Here is a 26,096-nt window from a genome sequence, read left to right as displayed (position 1 = left end):
CCGGATGGTCACTTAGGCGTGATCTCCGTTACCCCGTCGAAAACAAGACTGGCGACCTGTCGAGCCAGGTCCTCCGGCGATAACGCGCCGCCCGGCCGGTACCACTCGACCGCCCAGTTCAATGTGCCGGTGATCAACATGGTGGTGACCGCAGGGTCAACATCGCTTCTGACTTCGCCGGAGGCGATGGCATCCTCGAGCAGCCCGCGAAGGTAATCGAGGTATGCACGCTGATAGGCGACTGTCTGCTCACGAACACTGTCGGGGATCTGGCCCAGGATGCGGACGAGCGCTGAGGTGTACGTCGTGTTTCGCAACACCGACATCAGGTGGGCTGTCAAAGCTGTGGACAGGCGTGTCAGTGCGGTGGCCCCGGCCGGCAGCGAGGCCACGCTCAGGCGGGCCAGATCGTCCGTGCGTTTCCAGGCGACCAGAACCATCTGCAGGACCAAATCCTCGCGGGACTTGAAGTAGTAATACATGCTGCCGGTCTGAATGCCGGCGCCCTCCGCCACGTCGACTAAGCGAGTACCGGCGTAACCTTTGTCTCGGAAAACGTCGGCGGCTGCGTCGAGGATCCGTTGAGCCCCTTCGGCCTTCACGTGTTCGCTGCTGCCGTCGCGAAGGACTTTTTCCTCGGCCAGCGTGTAGGCGGCGAGACCCTCGGCGATTGAACGGGTGGCTTGCCGATGTACGGCCAGGCCGTCGAGAAATAAGGAATCCACTTGCTCTTTGAGCTCGGCGCTGGACATCCCGCCGTCTCTGGGGTGAAACCAATCGGGCACCGAGTTGATCGCGCCGAGCAGCAGCAGACGCAGTGTGGAGCCGTCAAGGTCCGTGCGGAACTGTCCCGCTTTCCGGGCGTGGTCGACGAGCGAGCGCCAGAACTCGCCGTATTCGCGCTGCTCGTGAATACGGCGTTTGCGAATCTCTTCCGGCACCTGCCCGATAATCCGAATTGTTGCCGCGGTGTAATCACCGATCTCGAGAACGGCGTCGAGGTGCGCGGAGATGGCTTCGCGGAGCCGGTCGAGATCGGGAGCGTCGTCAGCCAGCCCGGCGACGCGTCGCCGGACGAAGCCACTGGTGCGTTCCTGACCGACGCGCAGCATTTCTTCGACGAGTTGTTCGCGTGACGGGAAATGGTAGTAAAGGCTGCCGGTTTGAGTGTTGGCGGCGGCCGCGACATCCGACAACCGGGTGCCCGCGTAACCTTTGTTGCGGAATATGAGGGCGGCGGAGTCCAGGATCCGGGCCCGGGTCGCGACGGCCTTCTTCCCGGGGCGGGTTCGTCGATTAGCCATCAGTGAACAACACGCTCCTTGGTTCCCATTTGTGGGCCATCAACATCGCAGACGATTCTATGCGAGTTTTGGCCAATGCCGGAGATTGCAGCGCAGTGATTATCGCCGCATCGTGCGTTTCCTCGCTGGTCAGCTAGAGGCTCGCCCGGGCAGAGGTGTCTGATGCGCAGTTGACTCGAATCTGAATTAGGTTAGAATCGAATTCCCTGGCTCGGGTGGAGCCGCCGAAAGGAGCGCTACGCCACATGATCAAGCTGTTGGAGGGCATCCGCGTACTCGAGTGCGCAATGCTGCCCACGGGTGACCAGACCAGCAGGCTGCTCGGCGATCTTGGAGCCGACGTCATCAAAATCGAGCGACCGGGAACCGGCGACTACCTGCGCGAGCTCGGTGACCGTATCACCGACCAGAACAGCGTGTTTCACCTGTTCTGCAACCGCAACAAGCGCAGCGTCGAGCTGAACCTCCGCTGTGATGAGGGACGCGGAGTCTTCTTCGAACTGCTCAAGACCGCCGACATCTTCGTGGATGGATTCGCCGGTGACGCCTGCGACAAACTGGGTATCGGGTACCCCGCGCAGCGAGCGAGCAAGCCCGACATCATCTATTGCCAGGCCAACGGGTTCGGCACCCGCGGCAGCTACAGTCAAATCCCCGTCCACGGCTACATGATGGGCGCGGTTGCCGGACAGTCACAGCTTCAGGTGTCCGATGACGGTGTGGTCACCGAGGTGGTCAATCCCCAGGGATTGTATTTTTCCGGCTCGATCGACGGGCCGTTGTCGACTGCGCTCTACGCCGCCCTCACCGCCGTGGCTGCACTGCGACACCGAGACACGACCGGACAGGGCTGTTACATCGACGCTGCAGGTGCCGACGCGGTGCTGGCCAACCAGAGCCTGGACGCGGTGCTGGCATGGAATCGCGACCGCATCACCGATCGGCGCAACCCCCCACCGCCGGTCGGGCTCGATCCGCGGCGACGCCCGAAGTACACCTACTACCAGACCAAAGACGACAAGATCGTGCTCATCGCTGCTATCGAGCACAAGTTCTGGGAAAATTTCTGCCGGGCGATCGACCGCGAGGACCTGCTGGACGCCCAGAACAAGACGTTCGCCGTGGACTTCGCGGACGGCGGCAAAGCCGACCTTCTCGACGAGCTGATCCCGGTGTTCCGTTCCCGCACCGCCGCGGAATGGATGGACATCGCCCGGGTGCACGACATCCCGCTGTGTCCGGCGAACTCGAAAACCGACGCGTTGAGCGACCCCCATCTGCTCGTTCGCGAGATCATCCACCACTCCGATCATCCGGTGGCCGGTCCCTACACCAGCACGGGCTGGCCCGCCCCGGTCAGCGGCCAACCCTTCGACATCACACGGCCGGCACCCGCCCTGGGTGAACACACCGAAAGAGTCCTTGCCGAAATCGGTTATAGCGCAGCCGATGTGGCAGCGCTTCACGAGCGTGGCGTCATCTGACCATGGTGATGCGTGCACCCAGCCCCGTGCCGTTAACCGCACTGCCCACCCAGGTGACCATTTACGAGGTCGGCCCGCGAGACGGTCTGCAAAACGAAAAAGCCGTCATCACAGCAGATACCAAGATTGAGTTCATCCAACGATTGGGCGCCGCCGGCCTGCAGACCATCGAGGCGGCCGGGTTCGTGCACCCGGGCCGCGTCCCGCAGCTCGCCGACGCCGAAAAGGTGATTGACGGACTAGATCTGGACGCAGGCCGACGTTACCCGGTGCTGGTTCCAACGGTCAGCGGACTTGATCGGGCGTTGAACCACGGAGTTCGCGACATCGCTGTGTTCGCCAGCGCGACTGAAACGTTCTCACGCCGCAACTTGGGTCGCAGCATCGACGAGTCGTTGGCGATGTTCGCCCCGGTGGTGCAGCGGGCGCGAGAGGCCGGCGTCAGCGTGCGCGCCTACGTCTCCATGTGTTGTGGGGATCCCTGGGAGGGTCCGGTTGCGGTGGAACAAGTGGTTGATGTCGCGACGCGAATGATGGACCTGGGGTGCGATCAGCTGGCGCTGGGCGACACGATCGGAGTCGGAACACCCGGCCAGGTCCGAACCCTCATCGACGCGGTCGTGGCGGCGGGCATCAACATTGACGCGATCGCCGTGCACTTTCACGACACCTACGGGCAAGCGCTGGCCAATGTGTTCGCGGCATTGCAGTCCGGCGTCAGCACGGTGGACTCCTCGGCAGGTGGGTTGGGCGGCTGTCCGTTCGCGGACAGCTCGGCAGGCAACCTGGCCACCGAAGACGTGGTGTGGATGTTGGAGGGCCTGGGAATCGCGACAGGCATCGACTTAGCGCAGCTCGTATCGACAAGCCTCTGGATGGCCGAACGTCTCGGAAAGCCATGCGTATCCCGTACGGTGCGCGCGTTGGCGGGCGATGACCGGCAACAGCAGTCGGCGCCCGCCGCTGAAGGGGTGGCGGTCAGTTGATGGGAAATCTCGACGTGCCCCTCAGCGAGCTACGGAACGCGTTGCGCGGGTGGATCGCCGACAACGCCCCCGCCGGCCTGACGGATTTAATTGATTGGCGGCTGCGCGCCGACCTGCCTGGCTCGGTGAGCAGCCTGCAGAGTGAATCCGACCTCGCCGCGGCACACGCGGACCCCGTCTTTCAGGAGTGGGAACGGCGCTGCGCCGAGGCGCGGCTGATCTGCCCCGCGTGGCCGACCGAATATGGCGGACGTGGTTGGGACACACCGCAGATGACCGTCCTCGACGAGGAGTTCTACCGCGCCGGCGTCCCGCGGGTCGACCGGGTGCAGGGCGAGTCGATGGTCGGACCGTCGATCATTCTGCACGGCACCGAGGAACAAAAAGCCTATTACCTGCCGCGGATCATCTCCGGGGAACACCGCTACTGCCAAGGGTTCTCCGAGCCCGGATCGGGATCGGACCTCGCATCGGTACGCACCCGCGCAGTGGTGCAGGGTGATCGGCTCTTGATCACCGGTCAGAAAGTGTGGACCTCCAGGTTCACCACGGCCAACATGATCTTCGTTCTGTGCCGCACCGATCCCACCGCGGCCAAACACCGCGGGTTGTCCTACGCGATCACCGCGTTCACCCCAGGCCACAACGGCGTCGAGGTCCGCCCGATCCGGCAGTTGACCGGCGCCGAGGAATTCGCGGAAGTTTTCTTCAACAACACCGAGGCACCCCTGTCCGGGGTGATCGGCGGTCTCGGCCGGGGCTGGCAGGTCGTCCAGTCCACCCTCGGATTCGAGCGGGGGGGAGCCGGTCGCGCGACCACGATGGTCCTGCAGGCCCGCGAACGTGAACTCGAACAACTCGTCGACCTGGCGCGACAGCAAGGCCGGGCCCGTGATCCGTGGGTGCGGCGCGAGCTGGCCTGGGCCAAAACCCAGGTCGCGATCATGCGCAGCAGCTGGCAACGGACGGTGGCCGAGGTCGAGGCCGGCGGCCAGCCCGGCCGGCAGATGTCCACCTGGAAATTGGCGTGGAGCGAATATCACCTACGGCTGGGGGCGCTGGCTCTGGAGATCGCCGGCCCGTCAGCCATTCTGCGCCCACCCGGACCCGACTACCGCCTGGGACGATGGCAAGACACCTTTCTGGTCGCTCACTCGGGCACCATCTATGCCGGCACCAGCGAGGTGCAACGCAACATCATCGGCGAGCAGGTACTCGGACTTCCCCGCGAGCCCCGAGTGCAGGAGACCCAGCCGCGATGAGCTCCAAGGGCATGGCACCCAATACCGACGCCTTCCAATTCCCGGTTGAGCGTGGGCACATCCAGATGTTCGCCCGGGCGCTGGGCGACGACAATCCCGTCTACTTCGACGACGACGATGAGCTCACTTGCCGCCGGGGAGGCGTGGTGGCCCCGCCGACGTTCGTCGCAGCAGCCGCGCAGTTCGACCCCGAATGGCCCTACCGCCCCAAGCCCGGTGTCGCCTGGAACGGCTCGGGCCGTGGTCCCGGCTTCGCCCCGCCGTCGTCGGGAGCCGGAACAAGCCTTCACGCCGAGCAGCACTACGAGTTTCACACCTCGGTGCGCCCCGGCGACGTGTTGACCGTCTCCCGCCAAGCGGGCCGGACCTGGGAGAAACACAGCCCGCGCGGTGGAACCCTGTCCTTCTCCGAGGAGATCACCCGCTTCGTCAATCAGCGGGGTGAGATCGCGGTCACCGCGCGCCGGGTACGCGTAATCACCGAAAGAGCGGTGGCACCGTGAAGCTCATCGAATTATCGACCGGAGATCGACATGAGACAGTCGTCGTAGAGCAGCTGTCACGCACCCAAATCGTGATGTACGCCGGTGCATCTGGCGACTACAACCCCTTGCACACCGACGAGGTGTACGCCACCGAAGTGGCAGGCTATCCCAGCGTGATCGCCCACGGTCAACTCACCATGGGCCTGACCGCAAAGGTGATAACGGACTGGATCGAGGACGCCGAGCTGCGTGGTTTCGGGGTGCGGTTTCGGCGACAAGTCTGGCCTGGCGACACCCTGACGTCGATCGCCACGGTCAGTGGCATAACCGACCGTCACGGATCGCGCACCGTTGACCTAGAGCTATCGACGCTCAACCAGCACGGTGAGTTGGTCATGACCGGTTATGCACAACTGCAGGCCCAAGGCCCGCCGGATGGATAGGCCGCTAGCCCTGGTCGCCGGCGGCAGTGGTGGGATCGGATCTGCGATCTGCCACGCCCTGGCCTGCGACGGCTTCGACGTCGCCCTGACCTACCGGCATAACGCCGAAGCCGCGTCCCAGTCAGCCGACGGTGTGCGCTCGGCCGGTGCCGAGGCATCGGTGCATCAGCTCGACCTCACTGACGCCGATGCCACGGCCGCGCTGGTGGAGCGGATGCCGCGGCTAGACACGGTGGTCTATGCCGCGGGGCCCCCAATCCCGATGGGGTATACCGCCCAAATCACGCCGCAGCAGTTCGCTCATCAACTATCGGCCGATGCGGTGGCCTGCTTCAACCTGCTGCGCCCCTCGATCCAACCGTTGCGCGTCAGTCGGGGTTCGATCGTGGCCCTGGTGACGACCGCGTTGCTGCGGTACGCCACCCGAGATCTCCTATCAGCCTGCCCCAAAGCCGCCGTGGAACAGTTGGTCCGGGCCATCGCCGCCGAAGAGGGCAAGAATGGGGTGCGCGCCAACTGCGTAGGGGTGGGCGTTATCGCGGCCGGCATCCTCGACGACCTCATCGCTAGCGGCGACTATCACGAACAGGCACTGGAGGCGGCCCGGCGCGCGATTCCGATGCGGCGATTCGGTTCGGCCGCTGAGCTGGCTGTCGACCGTCGCGTAATTCCCCCGGGGTGTCCGTCATGTAATTCCGCCACCGGTGGGCCTCGGTGTAGGTCTACCGGGTGGGCTTGGCGTTGTCTACCGGCGCGCTAGCGCCGGGTCTTTTTCGGGGTCGGTAGCTGGGTCCGTCCATCAGGATCTGGTGGCTGGTGTTGATCAGGCGGTCGAGCAGCGACTCGGCGACGACGGGGTTGGGGAACAGGTTGTACCAGTCCTTCGGTGATCGGTTGGAGGTCAGGATGAGGGGGCGGCCGTTGACGGCGCGATCGGAGATCAACTCGTAGAGGTCGTCGGCGTGCATCGCGGTGTGTTCGCGCATGGCGAAGTCGTCGAGGATCAGCACGAGCGGTTTGGTGTATTCGCGGATGCGTTGACCCCAGCTGCGATCGGCGTGACCGCCGGCGAGGTCGGAGAGTACCCGGGAGGTCTTGGCGAATCGGACGTCGCCGCCGCGGCGGGCCACTGCGTGCCCAAGCGCTTGTGCCATATGGGTTTTCCCGACTCCGACGGGTCCGTAGAGGATCACTGATTCGGCGGCGTCGAGCCACCGCAGTGCGGCCAGGTCGCGCAGCATCGCCGCGGGCAGCTTGGTGTTGGCGGTGAAGTCGAAGGATTCGAATGTCGATTGTTCCTCGAAGCGGGCTCGGCGGATGCGCCGGGTGAGGGCGGCGGATTCTCTGCGGGCGATCTCGTCTTCGCAGAGCACCTGGAGGAAGTCGAGGTGCCCGAGGGTGCCGTCGCGGGTCTGCGCCAGCCGGGCATCCAGGGTGTCGAGCATGCCGGTGAGTTTGAGGGTGCGCAGCGCATTGCGTAGTGCGGGGTCGAGGATGCTCATGGTGGTGATGTCCTTAGGTTCAGATCGAATGATGTTGGTTGCCAGCTGGATACGATGCGTTGATCACGCGATCTCGCCGGTGGTGGTGTCGAAGGCTTGCGGCCCGCGCAGATGCGCCGCGGCTTGCGGGGCGGCGGATTCGATGATGCCGTCGAGTTCGGTGCCGGCGGCCAGGATGCCCTTGACCGTGCGGTAGCTCGGGTCGCCGACGGTGATCGCCCGCGCGCAGGCGGCTTCCAGGCGGTCGTGGCCGACGGTCTTGAGCAAGGCGAGGACGCCTTGAGCGCTGCGCAGTCGGTGGATGGCGTTGACTTCCATGAATTCGGCGATCACCTGGGTACAGGCCGGTCCGACCTCGGCGGCTACTCGGCGACACCAGGTCGGGTTGCGCATCGTGAAGGCGATCTTCTCCGGCGGGTAGTGCTCGAAGTCGGTGGCCCGCCCACGGTGATGGGTGACGTGGGTGGCCACGACGTCGCCGTCGTGCACGATCTGCACCAGGTCGCCGCACGTGCGGGCGTGGACCTGTTGGCCCATCAGCCGCCACGGCACCGAGTAGAGCGCCTTGCCGACTTTCACGTGGCAGTCGGCGGCGACCTTGCCCGTCGACCACACCGCAAGTTGGAAATCACTGTGCGGCAACGGCAACAGGGCATGCTGTTCAACGGTGGAGAACACGAACCCTGGTTGCTCACCGTCGAGTGCCCGAGAGTTTCGCGCCCCGGCTACCTCACGGCACCAGACCAGCGCGGCGGCCTGCATCTGCTCCAGCGAGGTGAACTCGCGGCCCCGCCAGAACGAGTCCCGAATGTATTGCATCGGGCGCTCGACGCGTGGTTTGTCCTTCGGCTTGTTCGCCCGCGCCGGGTCGATCAGGCAACCGTAGTGGGCACCCAGTTCGGCGTAGGCCTTGTTGATCTTCGGGTCATAGAGATCCGGTCGAGTGACACCGGTCTTCAGGTTGTCCGGGACCAGCCGGGCCGGGACGCCACCGAAGAACTCGAACGCTGCCACATGCGAAGCGCACCAGGAGGATTGATGCATCTTCAGGACCGGTTGGACGAACAGATGCCGCGAATGGGCCAGCACCATCACGAACGCCCACACCGTCACGCGTCGACCACTGACTGGGTCGAACCACATCCCGAGGCGGCCGTAGTCGATCTGGGCCTCGCTGCCCGCTGGCACCGATCCGCGGGCCACGGTCACCTTCTCCCGCGTCGCCTCTTCGGAGAGGTTCGCCGAGATCCACCTGCGCACTGAGGATTCCGACGCGGCAACGCCATAGTCGTCACGCAGCCGCTGCGCCACGGTCGCCGCACTGACCTCGGCCTTGAGCCAGTCACGGATCCGGTCGCGGTGCACTTCGATGCCCGGCCAGGTCGTGGCCCGCAGACCGGGGTCGGCGACCTCGGGAAACCACCGACCAATGTGCGCCGCCCACTCGGGCTCGGTGACCGGCTCCCCGCCCGGGGTCAGCGACTCGGCGATCGCCGGCGCCAAATACTTCGCGATCGTCTTGCGGTCGATGCCCAAACTCTCCGACAGCTGGCGCTGAGACCGACCCGCATGCCAATGGGTCAACAACTCGATCAGGTCGAACACGTCGAAACTTCTCCTCGCCATTCGGCGCCCTTCCTCACGAGTCGAACCGTGAGTCGAGCGAACCTGTGTACGAGGCCCACGACCGGCTGCCACACCGCCCCAGGGTGGGGGAATTACGTGACAGACGGGGTGGGGGAATTCCGTGACGGACAACCCCTCAAGCTGGAGGAATTACGTGACCGCTGACAGCTGGCCGACGTCGTGGCGTTCCTCGCCGGGCCTGGAGCGGCCTACGTCACCGGACAAACCCTTCGGGTCGATGGCGGCTATTCAGTCTGATCGCTGGGTTGTTCTCATTCCCGATCTGTCGGCGGTCGGCCTGGGGTGTGTGACCGACCGGCCGTTTCGGAGCGGGAGAGCCACGATCGGACCGTCCTGGCCTCTCTGCCACAGCGACCGGATTCTCTTCGGGGACAGCCACCCCAAGCGCCGGCCCGTGGGTACCAGCAGTCACTGACCCCGCTCGAAGCGAAGCTCAGCAGACGGCTCAGATATTCATCGCTGCAGCGATGACCTCGCGGTGGTAGCCGACGCCGCCCAGCAAGGCCTCAGATGCTTTGGCTCGCTTCAGATACAGATGTGCGGGGTGTTCCCAGGTATATCCGACGCCGCCATGGATTTGAACCATAGCGCTTGCCGCAGAAGCGAATACCTCTGAACAATGTGCGTAGGCCAGCGACGACGCCAGTGCCTCGTCGTAGCCCTCGATGATCGCGGTCATTGCATAGTAGGCGGCCGAGCGGGCGGATTCCACGTCGACCAACATGTCGGCGCACCGATGCTTGATGGCCTGGAAGCTGCCGATAGGCCGCCCGAACTGTGTGCGCATCTTCGCGTAGTCGACCGAGGCGTCCAGGCAATATGCGGCACCGCCGAGCTGTTCGGCAGCCAGACAGACCGCCGCCCGCTGCAAAGTGCGCCCCAGCGCTTCGGTGCTGTCCTCCTCGACGTTGCCCAAGAGTCGGGCCGGTGTGTCGTCGAACGCCACCTCAGCCACCTGGCGGGTCATGTCCAGCGTCGGTATCGCCGTGCGCCGCAGGCCCTCCGCTTCGGTGGTCTCCACGGTGAACAGAGATACCGTGCCGGAATCGGTTCGGCGCGCAGAGGCAACGATCAGTTGGGCGGTATGCCCATCGACAACGAGGGTCTTCGTTCCCCGTAGCCGATAGATCGCACCGTCTGGAGTAGCTTCGGTGTCAGCCTCCCATGGCGTCCACGCGTCGGTTCGTTCGGCGAACGCCAGTGCGGCTCGAACCTCTCCCGACGCGATACCCGGCAGCAGGCGCTCGCAGTCCTCATCGGTACCGCACTCCAGAATCGCGTCTGCTCCCAAGGCAATTGAGGAGAAGAACGGGGCGCACAGCAGCGCGCGGCCCATCTCCTCCATGACCAGGCACAACTCAACCAACGAAAAGCCCGCTCCTCCGAATCGCTCCGGGATGGCGAGCGACGGCAGGCCAAGTTCACTGCCCATCTGGGACCACACCGCGGCGTCGAAGCCGTCAGGGGTGTCCATCAACCGATGGACCTCCGCTATCGGTGACTTGGCCTCACAGAACTTGCGGACGATCTGCTGCAGTTGCTGCTGTTCGTCGGAGAGCGCGAACGTCAACGGTGTTCTCCCGTCCTCGATGTGGATTCTAAGTTAGCACAGACTATGGTGCCCAGGAATAGCCACAATATCCCCATTGAGCGTTGACTTGTTATCAAAATCCGTGTAGAAAAAATACCGGCTGCGTGTCCGCGCGAGCCACGTGGGGATGCGCGAAGAGAGGTGGGCAAAGGTGTCTGAGCGAGACGGCGTCGAGCTGGTGCGACGGTTCACCACCTCACTGGCGAGCGGCGACCTCGACGCTTGCATCGCGTTACTCGACGATGCGAACGTATTTTCCGAGTCCGCAAGCTTGCCGTTCGGCGGCGACTACGTGGGCGGTCAAGGCTTCCGGCAGCTGCTGGGCAACGTTGGTCGCGACTTTCGTGTGGAGCTGGATCCGCCAGAGATCGCCGGGGCTAACAATTGGGTCGCGGTAGTCGTGCACGGCACGTTCACCTCGCGGCGAACCGGTCGCAGCATGCCGGTCGAGTGTGTCGACATCTACCGGCTAAGCGGCGACAAGATCGTCCGCGTCGACGTGCACTACAAAGATCCCGGCGCGCTGACGGAGCTGTGCCGCGAGTCCGCCGACCCGAGCGGGGGCTCTCCGCCCTCTGGGCAGTTGTCGTCCAACACATCTCAAATGAATCGAGGTGCGCTCACGTGAGCCAACATCAGCACGGGGAACGACCGGGTGATTGCACGGCGTTGCAGGCACTGGGCCACGAATACGACCACTACGATCCGCATTTCGCCCTCAACCCGCATCCGGACTACGCGGCGCTTCGGGCCAAATGCCCAGTAGCGCACACGGATAACTACGGCGGGTTCTACGTGGTGAGCAAGTACGACGACATCGCTACCGTCCTTCATAACGCGCAAGTCTTCTCGTCGTGGCCAGCTGACACTCCTCCCACCCCGGGCCACACCCGGGCGCTCATTCCCCTGGAGGTCGATCCGCCGGAGCATCGCCGCTACCGGACGATCATCGACCCCCTGTTCCGTCCTAGGGCGATTGAGCATATCGCCGACGAAGTTCGCCGATATGCAGCTGAACTTGTCGACGCCATGGTAGCCAAGCGGGAATTCGATTTCATGAAGGAATTCGCCGAGCCCTACCCGAGCTCGGTGTTCCTACGCTTGGTCGGATTGGATTTTGATGCGGCTCAACGTGATCAGTTGTGCGGCTGGGCGAGCACCATCCTCCACACCACCACCAACGGTGTTGAGCACGGCGATGTCGATGCTCAGACCGCCGCAAGACTCGAGGCAGGAAAGGCGCTCAACAATTTTCTGCGTGAGCTGCTCGACGACCGCCTGAAAAACCCTGGCGACGACATCATTTCCTTCTTGACGACCGCGGAGATGCCCGGGGCGCGCAAGCTTGACTACCGCGAAATTCTGAACTTCGCCTACGTCATGGTGTTGGCAGGACTCGATACTGTTTCCACCGCAATCGGTTTCAGCTTCCTGCACCTTGCCCGTCGACCCGACTTGCAAGACAGAATCGCCGCTGACCTGTCACTGATTCCGACCGCGATCGACGAACTTCTGCGCTACGAGCCGATTGTTCACGGCAGCCGTACCGTGACCGAACAGACGGTCCTCGGCGGGGTTGAACTACATCCCGGCGATCGCGTCGTCATACCGCTGGCGTCCGCGCACCGCGACGAAGACGTCTACCCCGAGGCCGATCAACTGGTGATCGACCGAAACCCCGCCAAATCGATGGTCTTCGGCGCCGGTAACCACCGCTGCGTGGGCTCCCACTTAGCGCGGCTCGAGCTGAACATCGCCTTCGAGGAGATCTTCAAAAAAATGCCAAGGTTTTCCGTTCCCCACGACGCTCGGCTTGCTGCCCACGGTGGCCAGACGCGCAGCCTGATCACGTTGCCCTTCAGGACCGAGCGTGACTGAAACCATGGCTATCCTCGCCCCTCGTGCCGACGTCGCCAAGTTGTTCCTGGAGCCGGCCTCGGTCGCCATTGTCGGTGTATCGACCAGTTCCGGCCAGGCCTATAAGGCCGGCGGTCGCGCGGTCCTCGAACACCTGAAGGTCTACGGGTACACCGGTGAGGTCTCGGTGATCCATCCCTCGGCAGACGCAGTTGACGGCGTTCCGGCATTTCCCTCCCTGCGCGAACTGCCCACGGTGCCGGACGTCGTCGTCATTGCGGTGCCGGCCCATTCGGTCAAAGACGTGTTGGCTGAATGCGCTGACGTGGGTGCGCGGCAGGCCCTGATCTTGACGGCGGGATTCGCCGACATGGGGGAGACCGGCCACGAACTGGAGCGCAGCCTGCTCGACTTCGCCGCCGAGAAGGGAATCCGTATCGTCGGGCCAAACAGCACCGGACTTGTCAACGTGCGCACCGGCCTCGCAATGAGCATGACATCGGTTCTTACCGAAGGCGTTCCCATCGCCGCCGGGGGTATCGCGGTGATCGCTCAGAGCGGCGCGATCGGCAGCACCATCGTCGAGCGGGCCCGTGACGCCGAGGTCGGCATCTCCCATATCGTCAGCACCGGTAACCAGCGCGACATGGACATCCCCGACTTCATCTCCTATTTCGCGGGGCTCCCTGAGGTACACGCCGTTGCCCTATACATGGAATCGATTCGCGACGGCCGCCGCTTCTCGGCGGCGGTGCACGAATTGCACGCCGCCGGCAAACGGCTGATCACCTATCTAGGTGGCCGCACCGCGGCGGGTGAGCAGGCCGCGGCGAGCCACACCGGCAAGATCATCGGCCGAGGAGGTCTGGAGCTGGCACTGCTACGGGCGCTCGAGGTCACCGTGGTCGACGACCCCGACGACCTGTGGGTGTTGGGCGCGATGACCCCGCCGCGGCACCGCACGTTCCCTCGGCAATGGGGGATGGTCGCCTACTCAGGCGGTATGGCGGTATTGGCCACCGAACAGCTATCCAGCGCCGGAGTGGTCTTTCCCCCGCTGGGCGAGTCCACCGCTGCGCGGCTCAAAGCCCAGTTGCCCAGCTTCGCTGCCACCCCCAATCCGCTCGACGTCGGGCCAGGCTCGATGCCCGTCCACTTCGGCGGGTATCTGATGGCCGTCGCTGAGGATCCCGCCGTCGAGGTGGTCTGCGTTCCGCTGCCGATGGGAGCGCGCGGATGGAATTCCCAGAGTGTGGCCGACATCCTCGCGGTCGGGAACAAGACGGGCAAACCGTGCGTCGTGCTGTGGTACGGGGGACGCGCAGTCGACCCTTACATCCACCAACTGCGCGCGGCCGGCGTCCTTGTGGCCCAGAGCCCTTCGGACCTGGGGCGACTCGTCAGCGCGCTCCTCGGGCCTGGTCAGGTGCTCAACACCGCGCCCGCGTCCGCCGGCCAGTCTCAATCAACGGCGGTGACGATCGGCGGAGGGCAAGCACTTCAACTGCTGGCCGACCATGATTTGGATATTGCACCGATGACGGTGTGCGACAGCACGTCTGCACCCCACGCGGCCGAAGCGCTGGGCTTCCCGGTGGTCGTGAAGTCTGCCGCTGAGGACATCACGCACCGCACCGAGCTGGGCTTGGTGGCAGTCAACCTGTCCACTGCCGCTCAAGTCGAGGAAGCGGTATCACGGATGTCCACCAGCGACGGGGCCGCGAACTCAACGTGGCTCGTGCAAAAGATGGTGACCGCAGGAGTGGAGCTCATCTTGACCGTGCGCGCCGCCGAAGGCCTCGGTGTGTTCGGCACCGTCGGAGTCGGCGGCGCTGCCGTCGAGGTGTACCGAGATGTGGAGCACGTTCCGCTGCCGTGCGACCCTGACTCCCTGCATCAGGCCCTGAGCCGCCTGCGGCTCGCCGAATTGCTCTTCGGTTTCCGCGGCGGAAGCGCTGTGAACGAGGCATGGATCGCCGAGACACTGAATCGGATGGGCGACCTGCTCGACACATGTGATTTCTCAGAGATCGAGGTAAATCCCGCAATTGTGAACGCTCAGGGCGGCGCGATCGTCGACGCGCTGTGCGTCTGCGCCGGATCACTACCCCTTGTTTCGATACCAAAATCTTAGTAGATTTAGGTACATACTGCGTGCTTGCGCGCTGCGTTGCTCCCCGTGAGCGCATTTTGACCAACGCCGAATCTGGAGGACCACATGACCGACATCGATCAACTTCCCGTCCTGGACGTTGACCAGCACTACTACGAGCCGCTCGACGCCTTCACCCGGCACTGCCCCAAAGAGTGGCGCGAGCGCACCGTGCAAACAGCGGTGATCGGCGGTCGGACCCGCCAGATCGTTGGCGGGAAGATCGACAACACCGTGACCAATCCCACCTTCGACCCCATCGTCAAGCCCGGAGTGATGGCCGAATACTTCCGCGGCAACCCGCACAAGCGTTCGCTTCTGGACATCCTCTCCGAACGTGAGCCCATTCCGAGCCACTACCGCGACCGTGACGACCGCTTGGTCAAGATGGATGAGCACGGCCTGCAAGCGATTTGGATGCTGCCCTCGCTGGCGATGGGTTACGAAGAGGGACTGCAGCTCGACCCCCCCGCCGCCGCGCAAGCGTTCAAGGCCTTCAATCGCTGGCTGCTCGACGATTGGGGCTATAACTACAAAGACCGCATCTTCAGCTCGCCCTATCTGACCTTCGCCGACATCCCAACCGCCATCGGTGAGATCGAACACGGGCTGGCCAACGACGCTCGTATTTTCGTGGTGCGTGCCCAGGCGACCTACACCGACGACGGTTGGCGTTCGCCCGGCGACCCGGTTTTCGACCCGATCTGGGCCCGCTTAGAGGAGGCCGGCGCTGTGGTGGTCGTGCACGTCGGCGAGGTCGGCGGATCGGGCCTCGACAAGTACGTCCAGCACCGCACCAACATCATCGGCGACATCGCCTCCCCCTTGCAGATCGCCGTCGGCCACGAGCGTGCGATCGCCAACTATCTGGCAGCCCTGACGTGCGACAAGCTCTTTGAGCGCTTCCCCAACCTGAAGGTGGCCTCGGTGGAGAACGGCGCCGAGTTCTTACCGCTCTCGGTTGCCGGGCTCAACCGGGCGGGCTTCCAACGGCCGGGCTATTTCGCCTCCGATCCCGTCGAGCAGTTCCGCGAGCATATTTGGGTGGCCCCCTTCTGGGAGGACAACCTGCTCGAGGTCGTTGAACACATGGGCGTCGATCACGTCCTGTTCGGTTCGGACTATCCGCACCCTGAAGGATTGGCCGAACCCCGGCAGTATGAGAAGGTCGCCGCCGAGCTCAATGACCCGGTCGCCGAGCGCAAAGTCATGTGGGACACCGCGGCGAAACTCACGAAGCTGGCGTAGGCGAGTGGAGCCAGCAGACAAAGTCGTCATCGTCACCGGCGGTGCTGCGGGCATGGGCGAAGCGATGTGCCGCCGGTTCGCCGCCCTGGGCGCCAGGGTGGTTGTCGCAGACATCGATACGGCCGGCACCGCACGGGTTGCCAACGAGATCGGCGCCTTGGGCGTGGTCACCGATGTTTCAGAGGAGGTCCAGATCAAGGGCCTCGTCAGCACCACCCTCGCAGAATTCGGCCGCGTGGATGTGTTTGTGTCTAATGCCGGGGTCTTGTGGGGTGAGCCCCATGACGGAGTCGCGCCACTGCATGAACGCGGCAACCCGTGGGCTTCCAACGAAGCCTGGCAACAGGTGTGGGACATCAATGTCATGCCGCAGGTCTACGCCGCACGGGCGGTGTTGCCGCACATGCTTGAACGCGGAACTGGCTACCTTATTCAAAATGCCTCCGCAGCAGGGCTTCTCACGGCGTTGGGTAACGCCCCTTATGCAACCAGCAAGCACGCCGTGTTGGGGCTAACGGAATGGCTGTCAATTCACTACGGCAGCAGCGGTATCCGCGTATCGTGCATCGTCGCCGAAGGCGTCCGAACTGCGATGTTGCGCGGCGCCCAGGGGGAGTGGTTCGCGGTGGCCGGCGCAATCTCTGCCGAGGAGGCCGCTGACTGTGTCGTGGAGGGCATGCGGACCGAGCAGTTCCTTATCCTCACCCACCCGCTGGTGGAAAAATACTTCCGCGGCAAAGCGGCCGATTACGACGGATGGATCGCCAAGATGCGCAAGCTACACGCTAAAACCCCGGGTCTGACCTCATGACCATTTGCAAGCGGGACGCTGTCTACATTGCGGGGAGCTGGAGGTCTTCCCGAGGCGGTCGCATCGACGTGCACTCGGCCATCAACGGCACCGTCCTGGGGCGCATTCCCGATGCAACGTCGGACGAGGTCGACGACGCGGTAGCCGCTGCGCGCAGGGCCTTTCCGGCCTGGTCGCAGGCGGCAATGGACACCCGGCTCGGCTACCTCACACGCTTGGCCGCCGTCATCGACGAACGCTCTGACGAACTGACCGAACTACTGTGCCGCGAGATCGGCACACCGCTGCGGGTGTCGAAGGCGGTGCAGGTAGGACTGCCCCGGCGGGTCCTGGAGAGCTACCGCGACCTCATGACGCGGTTCGAGCTCGAGGAACAACTTGGCGAGTCGTTGATCATCCGCGAGCCGATCGGCGTCGTCGCGGCGATCACCGCCTGGAACTATCCCCTGCAGCAGGTGCTGGGCAAGGTCGCTGCGGCGTTGGCGACCGGATGCACGGTGGTGGTGAAACCCTCCGAGGTGGCGCCACTGAGCGCATTCATAGTCGCCGACATTCTCGACGAGATTGGTCTGCCGGCGGGGGTGTTCAATCTCGTATCGGGCCGCGGCGCCACCGTGGGAGAACAGCTCGTCGATCACCGCGACGTTGATATGGTCACCTTCACCGGCTCGACCACCGCGGGACGGCGAATCGGCGAGGTCGCTGCACGCACCGTCAAGCGAGTCGCGCTCGAGCTGGGCGGCAAATCCGCCAACGTCATCCTGGATGACGCGGACTTGGCGCAGGCCGTCAAAGTCGGGGTGGCGAACTGTTTCACCAACACCGGCCAGACCTGCACCGCGCTCACCCGGATGCTCGTACCCCGATCGCAGCTGGGCCAGGTCGAAGATCTCGTCCGCGCGCGTCTGGCGAGCTACACAATCGGCGATCCGCTCGATCCGGCCACCACGATGGGACCACTGGCCTCGGCAACCCAGCGCGACAGGGTACGAGACTACATTCGTCTCGGCTTGGCCGAGGGGGCCGACCTCATCTATGGCGGTCTAGACGAACCGCAGGACGTGCCGACGGGCTTCTTCGTCACGCCCACCGCGTTTTCCAACGTACGGCAGGACATGCGCATCGCCCGCGAGGAAATCTTTGGACCGGTGCTCTCAATTCTGCCGTATGACACCGAAGACGACGCCCTCGCGATCGCCAACGATACCGAGTACGGCCTTGCGGGGGCCGTATGGTCAGCCGATCCCGACCGCGCGCTGCGAGTTGCGCGACTCTTGCGGACCGGCGCCGTCGACATCAACGGTTCCTTTTTCAACTTGCTCGCGCCGTTCGGTGGCTACAAGCAATCCGGCAACGGCCGCGAGCTCGGTGTCTACGGACTCAGCGAGTTCTACGAACTGAAGTCTGTGCAGAACGCGCCGAACCAACGGTGACCAGAAAGGTGCCAAACAGTGGACTTCTCGGATGACACCGATCTTGATCTGATTCGCGAGGGCGTGCGCGCGGTCTGCTCGAAGTTCGATGACGACTATTGGGCTCAATGCGACCAGCGTCACGAATTTCCGTGGGATTTTTATCGCGCCCTCGCCGACGGCGGCTGGATCGGTATCGCCATACCAGAGGCCTACGGCGGTAGCGGCCGTGGATTGCTTGAGGCGTCGATCATCTTGCAGGAAGTTGCCGCCTCGGGCGCGGCGATGAACGGATGCAGCGCCATCCACCTGTCGATCTTTGGCATGCATCCGCTCATCCTGCACGGATCCGACGACATCAAACAGCGTTACCTTCCGCGAGTCGCCTCCGGAGAACTCCATGTCGCCTTCGGTGTCACCGAGCCCGACGCCGGCACCGAGACACTAGCGATCAAAACCCGAGCGGTTCGCGATGGTGACTCGTATGTGATTCGGGGACAGAAAGTTTGGACGTCCAAGGCGCTCGACGCTGACCGGGTGCTGCTGCTGGCGAGAACTACACCCGCCGAGCAGTGCGCCCGCCGCACCGACGGCTTGAGCTTGTTCATGGTCGACCTGCACGACCCGGCCGTAACCATTACCCCCATTTCCAAAGCCGGGCGCAACGCTGTCTCCTCCTGCGAAACCGTCTACAACGACGTGGTTGTATCGGCCACCGACCTGGTCGGGGAACAGGACAAAGGTTTCTACTATCTCCTCGACGGGCTGAACGCTGAGCGGGTGCTCATCGCATCGGAAGCGATCGGCACCGGGCAAGCGGCGCTGCGCCGCGCCATCGGCTACGCCAACCAACGCGTGGTGTATGGCAGGCCCATCGGCCAAAACCAAGGTGTGGCGTTTCCCTTGGCCGAGGCGCACGCTCGCTTGGAGGCCGCCGAACTGATCACCCGGCGGGCCGGATGGATGCTCGACCATGGTGTGCCAGCTGGCCCCCAAGCCAATATGGCCAAGCTGCTGGCGGCCGATGCCGGCTTCCAGGCCGCGGACACCGCCATGCAGACACACGGCGGTTTCGGTTATGCCGAGGAATACCACATTGCACGTTACTGGCGCGAGGCGCGGCTGATGAAAATTGCGCCCATCCCACAGGAAATGATCCTGGCCTACGTCAGCCAGCATGTGCTCGGTTTACCCAAAAGCTACTAGCTACAACGGAATTGATGAGGGGTACCGAGATTGACCAAGACCGAAACAGTCTTCGACTACATCGTCGTAGGTGGAGGATCGGCGGGATCGGTGGTGGCAGCACGGCTTGCCGAGGCAGGCGCTGACGTTCTGCTGCTGGAAGCCGGTGTCAGCGACCGGCGCATCGACGTGCGGATCCCTGCGGCAGTCGCGCTCGCCTATCAGAAAGTCAACTGGAAGTATCCGGCCGAGCCCGACCCGTCGCGCACCGGACGTCCAGAAGCTTGGATGGCTGGCAAGGTGATGGGTGGCGGCGGCTCGATCAATTCCTGTGTCTACGTTCGAGGAAACCGCGCCGACTACGACGGCTGGGCCAAACAGGGTTGCACGGGCTGGGATTACGACTCGGTCTTACCTGCATTCAAACGAATGGAGACCTGGGCGGGGGGAGCCAGCGAGTTTCGGGGTGGTTCCGGTCCCATCGCAGTCAACGTACAAACCAATCACGGCCAGGCCAACATGGCGTTTATGGAGGCCTGTCGACAAGCCGGCTACCCGGTAAACCCCGACTACAACGGTCGTGACCAAGACGGGGTCGGACTCGCCCAAGTCAATCATCGCCGCGGTACCCGGTCCCAATCCTCGCGCGAGTACCTGCGTCGCGTGGCCCTGCGAGGCAAACTCACCGTGCGGACCCACAGTTATGTGCATCGCATCCTGGTCGATGGCGGCGCTGCCGTGGGAGTCCAGTACCGCCATCACGGCACGGTCATGGAGGCCCGGGTCCGAGAAGAAGTCATCCTCAGCGCAGGAGCGATCGGCTCCCCACGCTTGCTGCAGCTCTCGGGTATCGGCCCGAAGGCCGCGCTGTCATCTGCCGGGGTGGAAACGCTGCTGCATCTGCCCGGTGTCGGCGAAAACCTGCACGAACACCCTTACTTGATGCAGCGTTGGCGGTCGAAAATACCCACCATCAACAAGATGCGAGTCGGGACAGCCGCCAAAGGCCTCGCCGACTATCTGCGCGACGGTAGCGGTCTGCTGGCTATGACGATGGTGCAGGTTCAATGCATGGCGCGCACTGAACCCAGCTTGCAGACCCCAGACCTGCAGTTGCAATTTGTTCCATTCGCCATCACCCGCGCCGTGGACGAGAACGGCATGTTTAACGTGCAGCCGGCAAAAGAGGAGGGCTTCTTGGCGTCGTCGACCTTCCTGCGACCGCGCACCCGCGGATCTGTCACGCTGCGCGGGTCAGCGCCTGACGCGACACCGCGCATCTCCTACCAGTTCCTCGCCGACCCGGACGACGTGCGCGACTGCCTGCTCGGCTTGCGCGAGATGCAGCGGGTGATGGCCCAACCGGCGATGACAGCGATCACCGACGGGCAACTCGAACCAGAGGCCAACTGTCGCAACGACAGCGATTGGCAGGACTATGTGCGCGCCGCCGTGACCCCCTCTTATCACCCAGTGGGTACCTGCAAGATGGGTGTGGACGACCTGGCGGTCGTCGACCCTGAACTGCGAGTACACGGCATCAACAACCTGCGTGTGGCCGATGCCAGCATCATGCCCACCATCACTACCGGCAACACCAATGCCCCGTCGATGATGATCGGTGAACGGGCCGCCGAGCTCATCCTGTCTGGCAGCGCAAACCGAAACGGATTCCCTCATGTCTCACGATGAACACCAGGTTGGACGAATCCTCGGCGGGTGGCTGCGCGAGGAAGCGGCGCTGGACCCTGGGCGGCCGTTCGTGCAATGCGACAGCGACTGGGTCACGCTCGGTCAACTCGACACGCAGTCCGATCGCGTCGCGGCGGCGCTGCAAGCGTGCGGGGTCGGCAAAGGCGACCGGGTCGCCATCAACCTCCCTAACCGCATCGAGTACATAGTGCTCATCTACGCCCTGGCCAAAGCTGGCGCTATCCAGGTCCCGCTCAACACGTACCTGCGTGGACATTTTCTGCGTCACCAGCTGCTGCAAACAGACCCGACGGTGTACATCGCTGACAGCCAAGCCCTCGAGCTACTGTCGCCGATTCTCGACTCCCTTCCTCGCCGACCACAACTGATCCTTGTTGGGGACGGCGCCCAGGACGCGACGATTCAGCCCGACACGCACTACGCGCAGCTTCTCAACGCAGATGCGCCGCTGGTCGAACCCGAGATCGAGCCTGCCGACGTGTGCGCCATCATCTTCACCTCCGGCACAACCGGTCCTTCCAAGGGCTGCACCATCACCCACGGCTACTACTGCAATCTGATCAATGTGTTCGTCGAGAACGGGTGGTATGAGAAGGGTGACATTGTCTTCGGAGCAAACCCACTGTTTCACTTCAGCGGTCAAACCTGGCTCGTCACAGCAGCATTGGCCGTTCGCGGATCGGCGATCGTAGAGCCGGCCTTCCATGCCAGCACCTATATGGCACGCATTAGCCTCGATCCACCGGTGAGCTGTCGGTGTGAAGTCGATTTCGATTGTGTGCGTTGGGCCCGGGGTGTGCCGTGAGGTGGGTGTGTGTGATGGCCCGATCTCGGTATCGGCTTGTTCCTGTGGGTCTTTCGTCTCGTGCGGGCGGTTGGGGTTGCTCTGTTAGGCCAGCAGTGGCCGGTTTCGGCCAAACAGACTGTGGAACAGGGTGTTCCACGCGGTTTCCCAGGGCCAGTTGCGTGGCAGGTGCAGGGTCAGGCGTCGGGCCGAGGAGGCGATGCGTGCCGGCACGCTGATCAGGGTGCGGCGGATGGTGCCGGTGCGGGCTTTGGCCAGCGCTGGTCCGGTCAGGGTGGCCGCGGCGCGGGTGAGGTTGAACGCCATCGCTGCGCACACCAGCCAGGCGGCGTTGGCGCCGAATCGCCCCGAGGGCAGATGGGCCAGAGCAGAGTCTTTGAGGTCGGCGTGGACCTGCTCGATGAGCGCGTGGCCGCGGTGGGTCTTGTCGGCGGTGACGGTATCGAGGTCGGTGGTGGTGAAGAAGGCATGGAAGCGCCAGGTGTCGAACAGGGTGGTCTGCCCCTCGCCGCTGGCGGGGTTGAGGTCGGGGATGCGCCGCACCACCAGCCTGCCGGGGATCTGCTCGCTGGTTTTGCGGGAGCTGAACGCGGTGAAGTCGATCTCGGCGACCTCGGCGCGCGAGATCCAGCGCTGGGTGTTCTCGTCGTAGATCGCGTCGGTGTACTGGATCGGGATCCAGGCGTCCTCGGGTATGGCGGCGATGGCGGCTTTGACTTTTGGGTCCAGGCGCACGGTGATCGACACGTCGGCACCACCGCGCAGAGCAGCCGCCACGGTTGGGTAGCCGTAGAACGCCGAGTCGGCTCGCAGCAGCGGCCGGGTGGCTGCCGCCGAAGAGCGCAGTCGTGTCACGGTGGCCAGCGTGTCGCCGACGATGCGGGCAGCTCCACGTGCTGATCCGCAGGCGCCTTTGCGTAGGCGTTGGCCGCAGATGATCGGTGCACCATGCTCAGTGGTGAGCGTGGCGATCAGCGCATTTAACCCACGGACCCCGGAGTATCCGTAACCAGATCCCTGTTTGGTGTAGCCGTGCACTTCGATGATGGTGTCATCGAGATCAACACACACCGGACCGTCAACACCGGCCAGCACCGGAGTGCGTTCGTGCAGACCGGCCAGCAACCGCGCCGCCACGGCGTCGAGTTGGCGGACATGACCGAAGCTGAATTCGCGCAGGAACGATCCCAGCGTCGACGGGGCGTACGGGCGGTCGAACACGGTGCCCATCGCGCCGTGGCGCAGCAAGGCCATGTCATCGATGCTGTCAGCACCAGCTACCATGCCCGCGACCAGCGACAAGACTTTCGCCCCGGCGTTGGCGCCCTTGTCGGTCGGCACCGTGATGTGCTCATCAGCCAGGCTGCTCAACCCGCACTGATGAGCCAGAGCGGCCATCGGGACCAGCCCGGCACACGACACCAGATTGGGGTCATCAAAGCGGGCTGACGCCACAGGACGAGTGTGAGATAGTTGCATCTACGAGATGCCCTTCGTTCTGACCGAATGTGATCCTAGACAAATCCCATTCTTTCACCGCGACAGGGCATTTCGTTTTTACAACCCGCCCCAACTCCTATTCGATCGGTGGATCAAGGATTAGGGAGACGGGCGCCACCGCTGCCCTCGGAATGGGGGCGATGGGTATGGCGATCATGGCCCAGCCACCCCACGAAGACGACCGCAACCACACGCTGCGCCATATTACGTTTATGCCCTCGACTGCCGATTTCATCGACAGCTTCGAGAAGCGCTTCGGCATAAGCCCATTCGCGGAAGTGTTCGGCCAATCGGAATGCTGGCCAGTCCTGCTCGGTGATCCGCGAGACAAGCGCCACCCCGGAAGCATGGGCAAACTGACGCGAGGATTGCAGGTAAAGGTCGTCGACGATCACGACCGGGAGGTGCCAGCTGGTGAGGCCGGCGAGATTGTAGTCCGCCCCGACGAGCCGTTCCGCCTGTTCTCCGGATACTGGAACGATGATGCCGCGACAGTGAGTACTTTTCGGAATCTGTGGCACCACACCGGGGACTGCGGCCGTGTCGACGCCGACGGATACTTTTGGTTTGCAGACCGAAAGAAGGACTCGTTGCGTCGCCGAGGCGAAAACGTATCCTCCATCGAACTCGAGCAGGCCATCGCCGCACACCCCTCGATCGCTCAAGCGGCCGTGCACGCCGTGCCATCTGATCTCAGCGAGGACGACGTCAAGGTCTGCCTGGTGCTGATCGACGGCTGCGAAATCCAGCCAAAGGAACTTTTCGAATTCTTTCGAAAGTCGATGCCCTACTATGCCATTCCGCGTTACGTCGAGGTACTTAATTCCCTACCGACCAACGCCAATGGCCGTGTGCAAAAGTTCATACTGCGTGAACGCGGTATCAGCGAAGCCACCCTCGACTTTGAAGAACTGGGACTGGTCGTCGCCCGCGGTGACCGGCGACGTTCCTAACGCGTATTCCTGAACTGCGTCCCGGCAGCCTCAAGTACTCGGCTTGGTACGCACGGGGGAACGGATGCGGCGGTGACGACGCCGCGAACAATGAAGGTGTTCCAAGTGACCAATTCAGCATCCCGATTGTGGCGGCTTGAACTCACGATGAAACCCGCAATGCCCCGACGAGTTTCGGCGAGATTGGTCCGGTCGTTCGGTCGTGGCGGGGCGCGGTTGCAGCGTACTGCGCCGCAGGCCGCCGGCCGCCACACAACCGATCTGGCGGTGATCGATATACGCGTCCCCGGGCTAAGGCTCACCAAGGAGGCGCCGACCGCAGTCCGTGGGGTAGCAACTACACCCTTGTCTGACCGACACGAGCCTGACGTGGCCGGATGACCGTACCGGGGGAGCGGCGCCAGTTTCAACGACTGCTGCACGGTGCTATCGCGTCAGGGCGCGTACCCGGGAGTCCAGCAGGCCTTGGGCCGCAAACGGTCTCGGCGATTGCCGCGGTCGCCGCCGCCCACCCGGAGGCCTCGATCCAGCTCGTTATCGCTGCCTGGGAAGCCTTCGCCGGCGAACACCATTCGATATTGAGCACCGACCGTCCTCCTCGACAAGCGCGGGTGCGTTGAGCTGATAGGCCAACAGAGGCTAGGGGGCGGATCCTCTCGGAGGTCCGGTTCGGAAGAGGCTGTTCACGTCGGTATGAGGTTGCGTTGATCGCTCTCGGATGATTGTCGCCCCTGGGTCTGGGCAAGGCGCTCAGTCAGGTACCGATCAGCACGCCCTTGTCTGTGGGATGCCGATGTCGTGGTCGATGTCTCGAGACGGGATCGCTGAGCTTAACGATGTGATGAAGAAGCACGGGCTGAACGCGCCGTTGATTGCGATCGAAGCCACGGGGAGGTTGTCGCTTGCCAGGGTGATGGGACCACCTGATTGCCAGGGGGATGGGACCACCGTGGCGCGTTACTGAGGATGCTCGTCGGCGGGGTCTGGGTCAAGCTGGGGCCGGGTCCGTTGGCGGTAGGACGGTCCTTCGATGACCAGGGTGTGCGCGGCGGAGGTCAGCCGGTCGATGGCTGATTGAGCCAGCAGGGTGTCGGCGGTCATGGTCAGCCATTCAGCGGGCTCGCGGTTCGACGTCACGATGGTGGTCTTGGCGCGGTGGCGCTCGACGACGATTTCGTAGAAGTCGCTGGTTTCGGTGGCGTCGAGCGGGCGTAGCGCGAAGTCGTCGATGATGAGGACGTCGACGGCGGCCAGGCGGCGGATCTCGGCGTCGACGGTGTGGTCGAGCCTTGCGGCGCGCAGTCGGGTGAACAGTTTGTCGGCCCGGCCGAAGACTACGGTGTGTCTGCGTCGAATGGCCATGTGTCCCAATGCTGTTGCCAGATGCGTCTTGCCAACACCAACGGGCCCGAGGACGATCGCGGACTGGCCGGCGTCGAGGAACCGCAGTGAGGTCAGATCCCCCAGCAGGGTGCGGTCATAGCGCAGGTCCTCGTGTGCGGTCCAGGTATCAAACCGCATGGTGGGGTCGAGTCCGGCTTTGGTCGCCCGCAACGCGGCGGAGCGGGATTCGCGTCGGGAGACCTCGTCGGCCAGCAGCGTTTCCAGGAACCCGATGTGACTGAGTTTGTGTTGGCGGGCCAGAGCGGCGCGTTCGGGCAGGGTGTCGGCCATCGCGCCGAGTTTGAGGGTCTTGAGCAGTCGGAGCAGGTCAGCGCCGATCGGGTCGGTGGCGCCACGGGCGGTGGTGGTCATG

23 protein-coding genes are annotated in these 26,096 nt (G+C 63.9%); 17 read left to right on the top strand and 6 right to left on the bottom strand.

What is annotated here, in order from left to right; genetic code table 11:
* Window positions 1-8: 8 nt before the first annotated feature.
* Window positions 9-1,304 carry a TetR-type transcription factor C-terminal domain-containing protein gene (locus DYE23_RS16825; RefSeq protein WP_115327704.1) on the bottom strand — a complete coding sequence of 432 codons (1,296 nt, stop codon included), beginning with the start codon at window positions 1,302-1,304 and terminating at the stop codon, window positions 9-11.
* A 245-nt stretch (window positions 1,305-1,549) separates the two neighbouring features.
* Here DYE23_RS16825 and DYE23_RS16820 point away from each other — a divergent pair, with 245 nt between their 5' ends.
* From DYE23_RS16820 to DYE23_RS16795, 6 genes are read left to right on the top strand one after another with little or no spacing between them, the layout of a single operon-like run.
* Window positions 1,550-2,788: a CaiB/BaiF CoA transferase family protein gene (locus DYE23_RS16820; RefSeq protein WP_115327703.1), complete on the top strand. Its 1,239-nt coding sequence runs from the start codon at window positions 1,550-1,552 to the stop codon at window positions 2,786-2,788.
* An 8-nt stretch (window positions 2,789-2,796) separates the two neighbouring features.
* Window positions 2,797-3,774 carry a hydroxymethylglutaryl-CoA lyase gene (locus tag DYE23_RS16815; RefSeq protein ID WP_235660432.1) on the top strand — a complete coding sequence of 326 codons (978 nt, stop codon included), beginning with the start codon at window positions 2,797-2,799 and terminating at the stop codon, window positions 3,772-3,774.
* Complete coding sequence (locus tag DYE23_RS16810) at window positions 3,774-5,036, top strand: acyl-CoA dehydrogenase family protein (RefSeq protein WP_115327701.1); 1,263 nt, start codon at window positions 3,774-3,776, stop codon at window positions 5,034-5,036. The genes DYE23_RS16815 and DYE23_RS16810 overlap by 1 nt, the downstream gene beginning before the upstream one ends.
* A complete protein-coding gene (locus DYE23_RS16805) occupies window positions 5,033-5,539 on the top strand; it encodes an FAS1-like dehydratase domain-containing protein (protein ID WP_218566988.1) in 507 nt (168 codons plus the stop codon). Before DYE23_RS16810 ends, DYE23_RS16805 begins: the two co-directional genes overlap by 4 nt.
* Window positions 5,536-5,964 carry a MaoC/PaaZ C-terminal domain-containing protein gene (locus tag DYE23_RS16800; protein ID WP_115327699.1) on the top strand — a complete coding sequence of 143 codons (429 nt, stop codon included), beginning with the start codon at window positions 5,536-5,538 and terminating at the stop codon, window positions 5,962-5,964. The genes DYE23_RS16805 and DYE23_RS16800 overlap by 4 nt, the downstream gene beginning before the upstream one ends.
* Entirely contained in the window at window positions 5,957-6,724 is a 768-nt protein-coding gene (locus DYE23_RS16795; RefSeq protein WP_115327698.1) for an SDR family NAD(P)-dependent oxidoreductase, read from the top strand. The genes DYE23_RS16800 and DYE23_RS16795 overlap by 8 nt, the downstream gene beginning before the upstream one ends.
* Here the strand turns inward: DYE23_RS16795 and istB (DYE23_RS16790) are convergent.
* Complete coding sequence (istB, locus tag DYE23_RS16790; RefSeq protein WP_115327697.1) at window positions 6,687-7,466, bottom strand: IS21-like element helper ATPase IstB; 780 nt, start codon at window positions 7,464-7,466, stop codon at window positions 6,687-6,689. The two genes, DYE23_RS16795 and istB (DYE23_RS16790), sit on opposite strands and share 38 nt — an antisense overlap.
* A 63-nt stretch (window positions 7,467-7,529) precedes the next feature.
* Entirely contained in the window at window positions 7,530-9,071 is a 1,542-nt protein-coding gene (gene istA, locus DYE23_RS16785) for an IS21 family transposase (protein ID WP_115327696.1), read from the bottom strand.
* Window positions 9,072-9,272: 201 nt separating this feature from the next.
* Here istA and DYE23_RS31760 point away from each other — a divergent pair, with 201 nt between their 5' ends.
* Entirely contained in the window at window positions 9,273-9,350 is a 78-nt protein-coding gene (locus tag DYE23_RS31760; protein WP_264032856.1) for a hypothetical protein, read from the top strand.
* A gap of 208 nt (window positions 9,351-9,558) precedes the next feature.
* On the opposite strand, the gene DYE23_RS16775 is transcribed toward DYE23_RS31760, so the two are convergent.
* On the bottom strand, window positions 9,559-10,683 hold the full coding sequence (locus DYE23_RS16775) for an acyl-CoA dehydrogenase family protein (protein WP_115327695.1): 1,125 nt from the start codon (window positions 10,681-10,683) through the stop codon (window positions 9,559-9,561).
* Window positions 10,684-10,855: 172 nt separating this feature from the next.
* On the opposite strand from DYE23_RS16775, the gene DYE23_RS16770 reads away from it, so the two are divergent.
* The 9 genes from DYE23_RS16770 to DYE23_RS16730 all read left to right on the top strand — a co-directional run bounded on the left by DYE23_RS16770 (window position 10,856) and on the right by DYE23_RS16730 (window position 21,887).
* Complete coding sequence (locus tag DYE23_RS16770; protein ID WP_235660431.1) at window positions 10,856-11,332, top strand: nuclear transport factor 2 family protein; 477 nt, start codon at window positions 10,856-10,858, stop codon at window positions 11,330-11,332.
* On the top strand, window positions 11,329-12,582 hold the full coding sequence (locus DYE23_RS16765) for a cytochrome P450 (RefSeq protein ID WP_115327693.1): 1,254 nt from the start codon (window positions 11,329-11,331) through the stop codon (window positions 12,580-12,582). Before DYE23_RS16770 ends, DYE23_RS16765 begins: the two co-directional genes overlap by 4 nt.
* On the top strand, window positions 12,575-14,695 hold the full coding sequence (locus tag DYE23_RS16760) for an acetate--CoA ligase family protein (protein ID WP_218566987.1): 2,121 nt from the start codon (window positions 12,575-12,577) through the stop codon (window positions 14,693-14,695). The genes DYE23_RS16765 and DYE23_RS16760 overlap by 8 nt, the downstream gene beginning before the upstream one ends.
* Window positions 14,696-14,779: 84 nt before the next feature.
* Window positions 14,780-15,961, top strand: a complete 1,182-nt coding sequence (locus DYE23_RS16755) for an amidohydrolase family protein (protein ID WP_115327691.1) — start codon at window positions 14,780-14,782, stop codon at window positions 15,959-15,961.
* 4 nt (window positions 15,962-15,965) lie between these two features.
* Complete coding sequence (locus DYE23_RS16750) at window positions 15,966-16,772, top strand: SDR family oxidoreductase (RefSeq protein ID WP_115327690.1); 807 nt, start codon at window positions 15,966-15,968, stop codon at window positions 16,770-16,772.
* Window positions 16,769-18,205 carry an aldehyde dehydrogenase family protein gene (locus DYE23_RS16745; protein WP_115327689.1) on the top strand — a complete coding sequence of 479 codons (1,437 nt, stop codon included), beginning with the start codon at window positions 16,769-16,771 and terminating at the stop codon, window positions 18,203-18,205. Before DYE23_RS16750 ends, DYE23_RS16745 begins: the two co-directional genes overlap by 4 nt.
* 18 nt (window positions 18,206-18,223) lie before the next feature.
* Window positions 18,224-19,390 carry an acyl-CoA dehydrogenase family protein gene (locus tag DYE23_RS16740; protein ID WP_115327688.1) on the top strand — a complete coding sequence of 389 codons (1,167 nt, stop codon included), beginning with the start codon at window positions 18,224-18,226 and terminating at the stop codon, window positions 19,388-19,390.
* A 30-nt stretch (window positions 19,391-19,420) separates the two neighbouring features.
* Window positions 19,421-21,061 carry a GMC family oxidoreductase gene (locus DYE23_RS16735; RefSeq protein ID WP_115327687.1) on the top strand — a complete coding sequence of 547 codons (1,641 nt, stop codon included), beginning with the start codon at window positions 19,421-19,423 and terminating at the stop codon, window positions 21,059-21,061.
* Window positions 21,048-21,887, top strand: a complete 840-nt coding sequence (locus DYE23_RS16730) for an AMP-binding protein (protein WP_218566986.1) — start codon at window positions 21,048-21,050, stop codon at window positions 21,885-21,887. The genes DYE23_RS16735 and DYE23_RS16730 overlap by 14 nt, the downstream gene beginning before the upstream one ends.
* An 84-nt stretch (window positions 21,888-21,971) precedes the next feature.
* Here DYE23_RS16730 and DYE23_RS16725 read toward each other — a convergent pair whose 3' ends face one another.
* Window positions 21,972-23,366: an IS1380 family transposase gene (locus DYE23_RS16725; protein WP_115326321.1), complete on the bottom strand. Its 1,395-nt coding sequence runs from the start codon at window positions 23,364-23,366 to the stop codon at window positions 21,972-21,974.
* A 29-nt stretch (window positions 23,367-23,395) separates the two neighbouring features.
* On the opposite strand from DYE23_RS16725, the gene DYE23_RS16720 reads away from it, so the two are divergent.
* Window positions 23,396-24,340, top strand: coding sequence for an AMP-binding protein (locus DYE23_RS16720; protein WP_272940049.1), 945 nt, complete (start codon window positions 23,396-23,398; stop codon window positions 24,338-24,340).
* 957 nt (window positions 24,341-25,297) lie between these two features.
* On the opposite strand, the gene istB (DYE23_RS16715) is transcribed toward DYE23_RS16720, so the two are convergent.
* On the bottom strand, window positions 25,298-26,095 hold the full coding sequence (istB, locus tag DYE23_RS16715) for an IS21-like element helper ATPase IstB (protein ID WP_067388237.1): 798 nt from the start codon (window positions 26,093-26,095) through the stop codon (window positions 25,298-25,300).
* Window position 26,096: the final 1 nt, after the last annotated feature.

Origin of the sequence: Mycolicibacterium gilvum (assembly GCF_900454025.1) — a bacterium.
GTDB lineage: Bacteria > Actinomycetota > Actinomycetes > Mycobacteriales > Mycobacteriaceae > Mycobacterium > Mycobacterium gilvum.
Note: the sequence above shows the minus strand (reverse complement) of the source record. Positions and strands in the feature narration are given on the sequence as shown.

Coding starts and splice junctions, on each gene's coding strand:
- DYE23_RS16825 (WP_115327704.1), bottom strand. CDS start 1,304: ATGGCTAATCGACGAACCCGCCCCGGGAAGAAGGCCGTCGCGACCCGG.
- DYE23_RS16820 (WP_115327703.1), top strand. CDS start 1,550: ATGATCAAGCTGTTGGAGGGCATCCGCGTACTCGAGTGCGCAATGCTG.
- DYE23_RS16755 (WP_115327691.1), top strand. CDS start 14,780: ATGACCGACATCGATCAACTTCCCGTCCTGGACGTTGACCAGCACTAC.
- istB (WP_067388237.1), bottom strand. CDS start 26,095: ATGACCACCACCGCCCGTGGCGCCACCGACCCGATCGGCGCTGACCTG.
- DYE23_RS16745 (WP_115327689.1), top strand. CDS start 16,769: ATGACCATTTGCAAGCGGGACGCTGTCTACATTGCGGGGAGCTGGAGG.
- DYE23_RS16805 (WP_218566988.1), top strand. CDS start 5,033: ATGAGCTCCAAGGGCATGGCACCCAATACCGACGCCTTCCAATTCCCG.
- DYE23_RS16795 (WP_115327698.1), top strand. CDS start 5,957: ATGGATAGGCCGCTAGCCCTGGTCGCCGGCGGCAGTGGTGGGATCGGA.
- DYE23_RS16725 (WP_115326321.1), bottom strand. CDS start 23,366: ATGCAACTATCTCACACTCGTCCTGTGGCGTCAGCCCGCTTTGATGAC.
- DYE23_RS16815 (WP_235660432.1), top strand. CDS start 2,797: ATGCGTGCACCCAGCCCCGTGCCGTTAACCGCACTGCCCACCCAGGTG.
- DYE23_RS16810 (WP_115327701.1), top strand. CDS start 3,774: ATGGGAAATCTCGACGTGCCCCTCAGCGAGCTACGGAACGCGTTGCGC.
- DYE23_RS16730 (WP_218566986.1), top strand. CDS start 21,048: ATGTCTCACGATGAACACCAGGTTGGACGAATCCTCGGCGGGTGGCTG.
- istB (WP_115327697.1), bottom strand. CDS start 7,466: ATGAGCATCCTCGACCCCGCACTACGCAATGCGCTGCGCACCCTCAAA.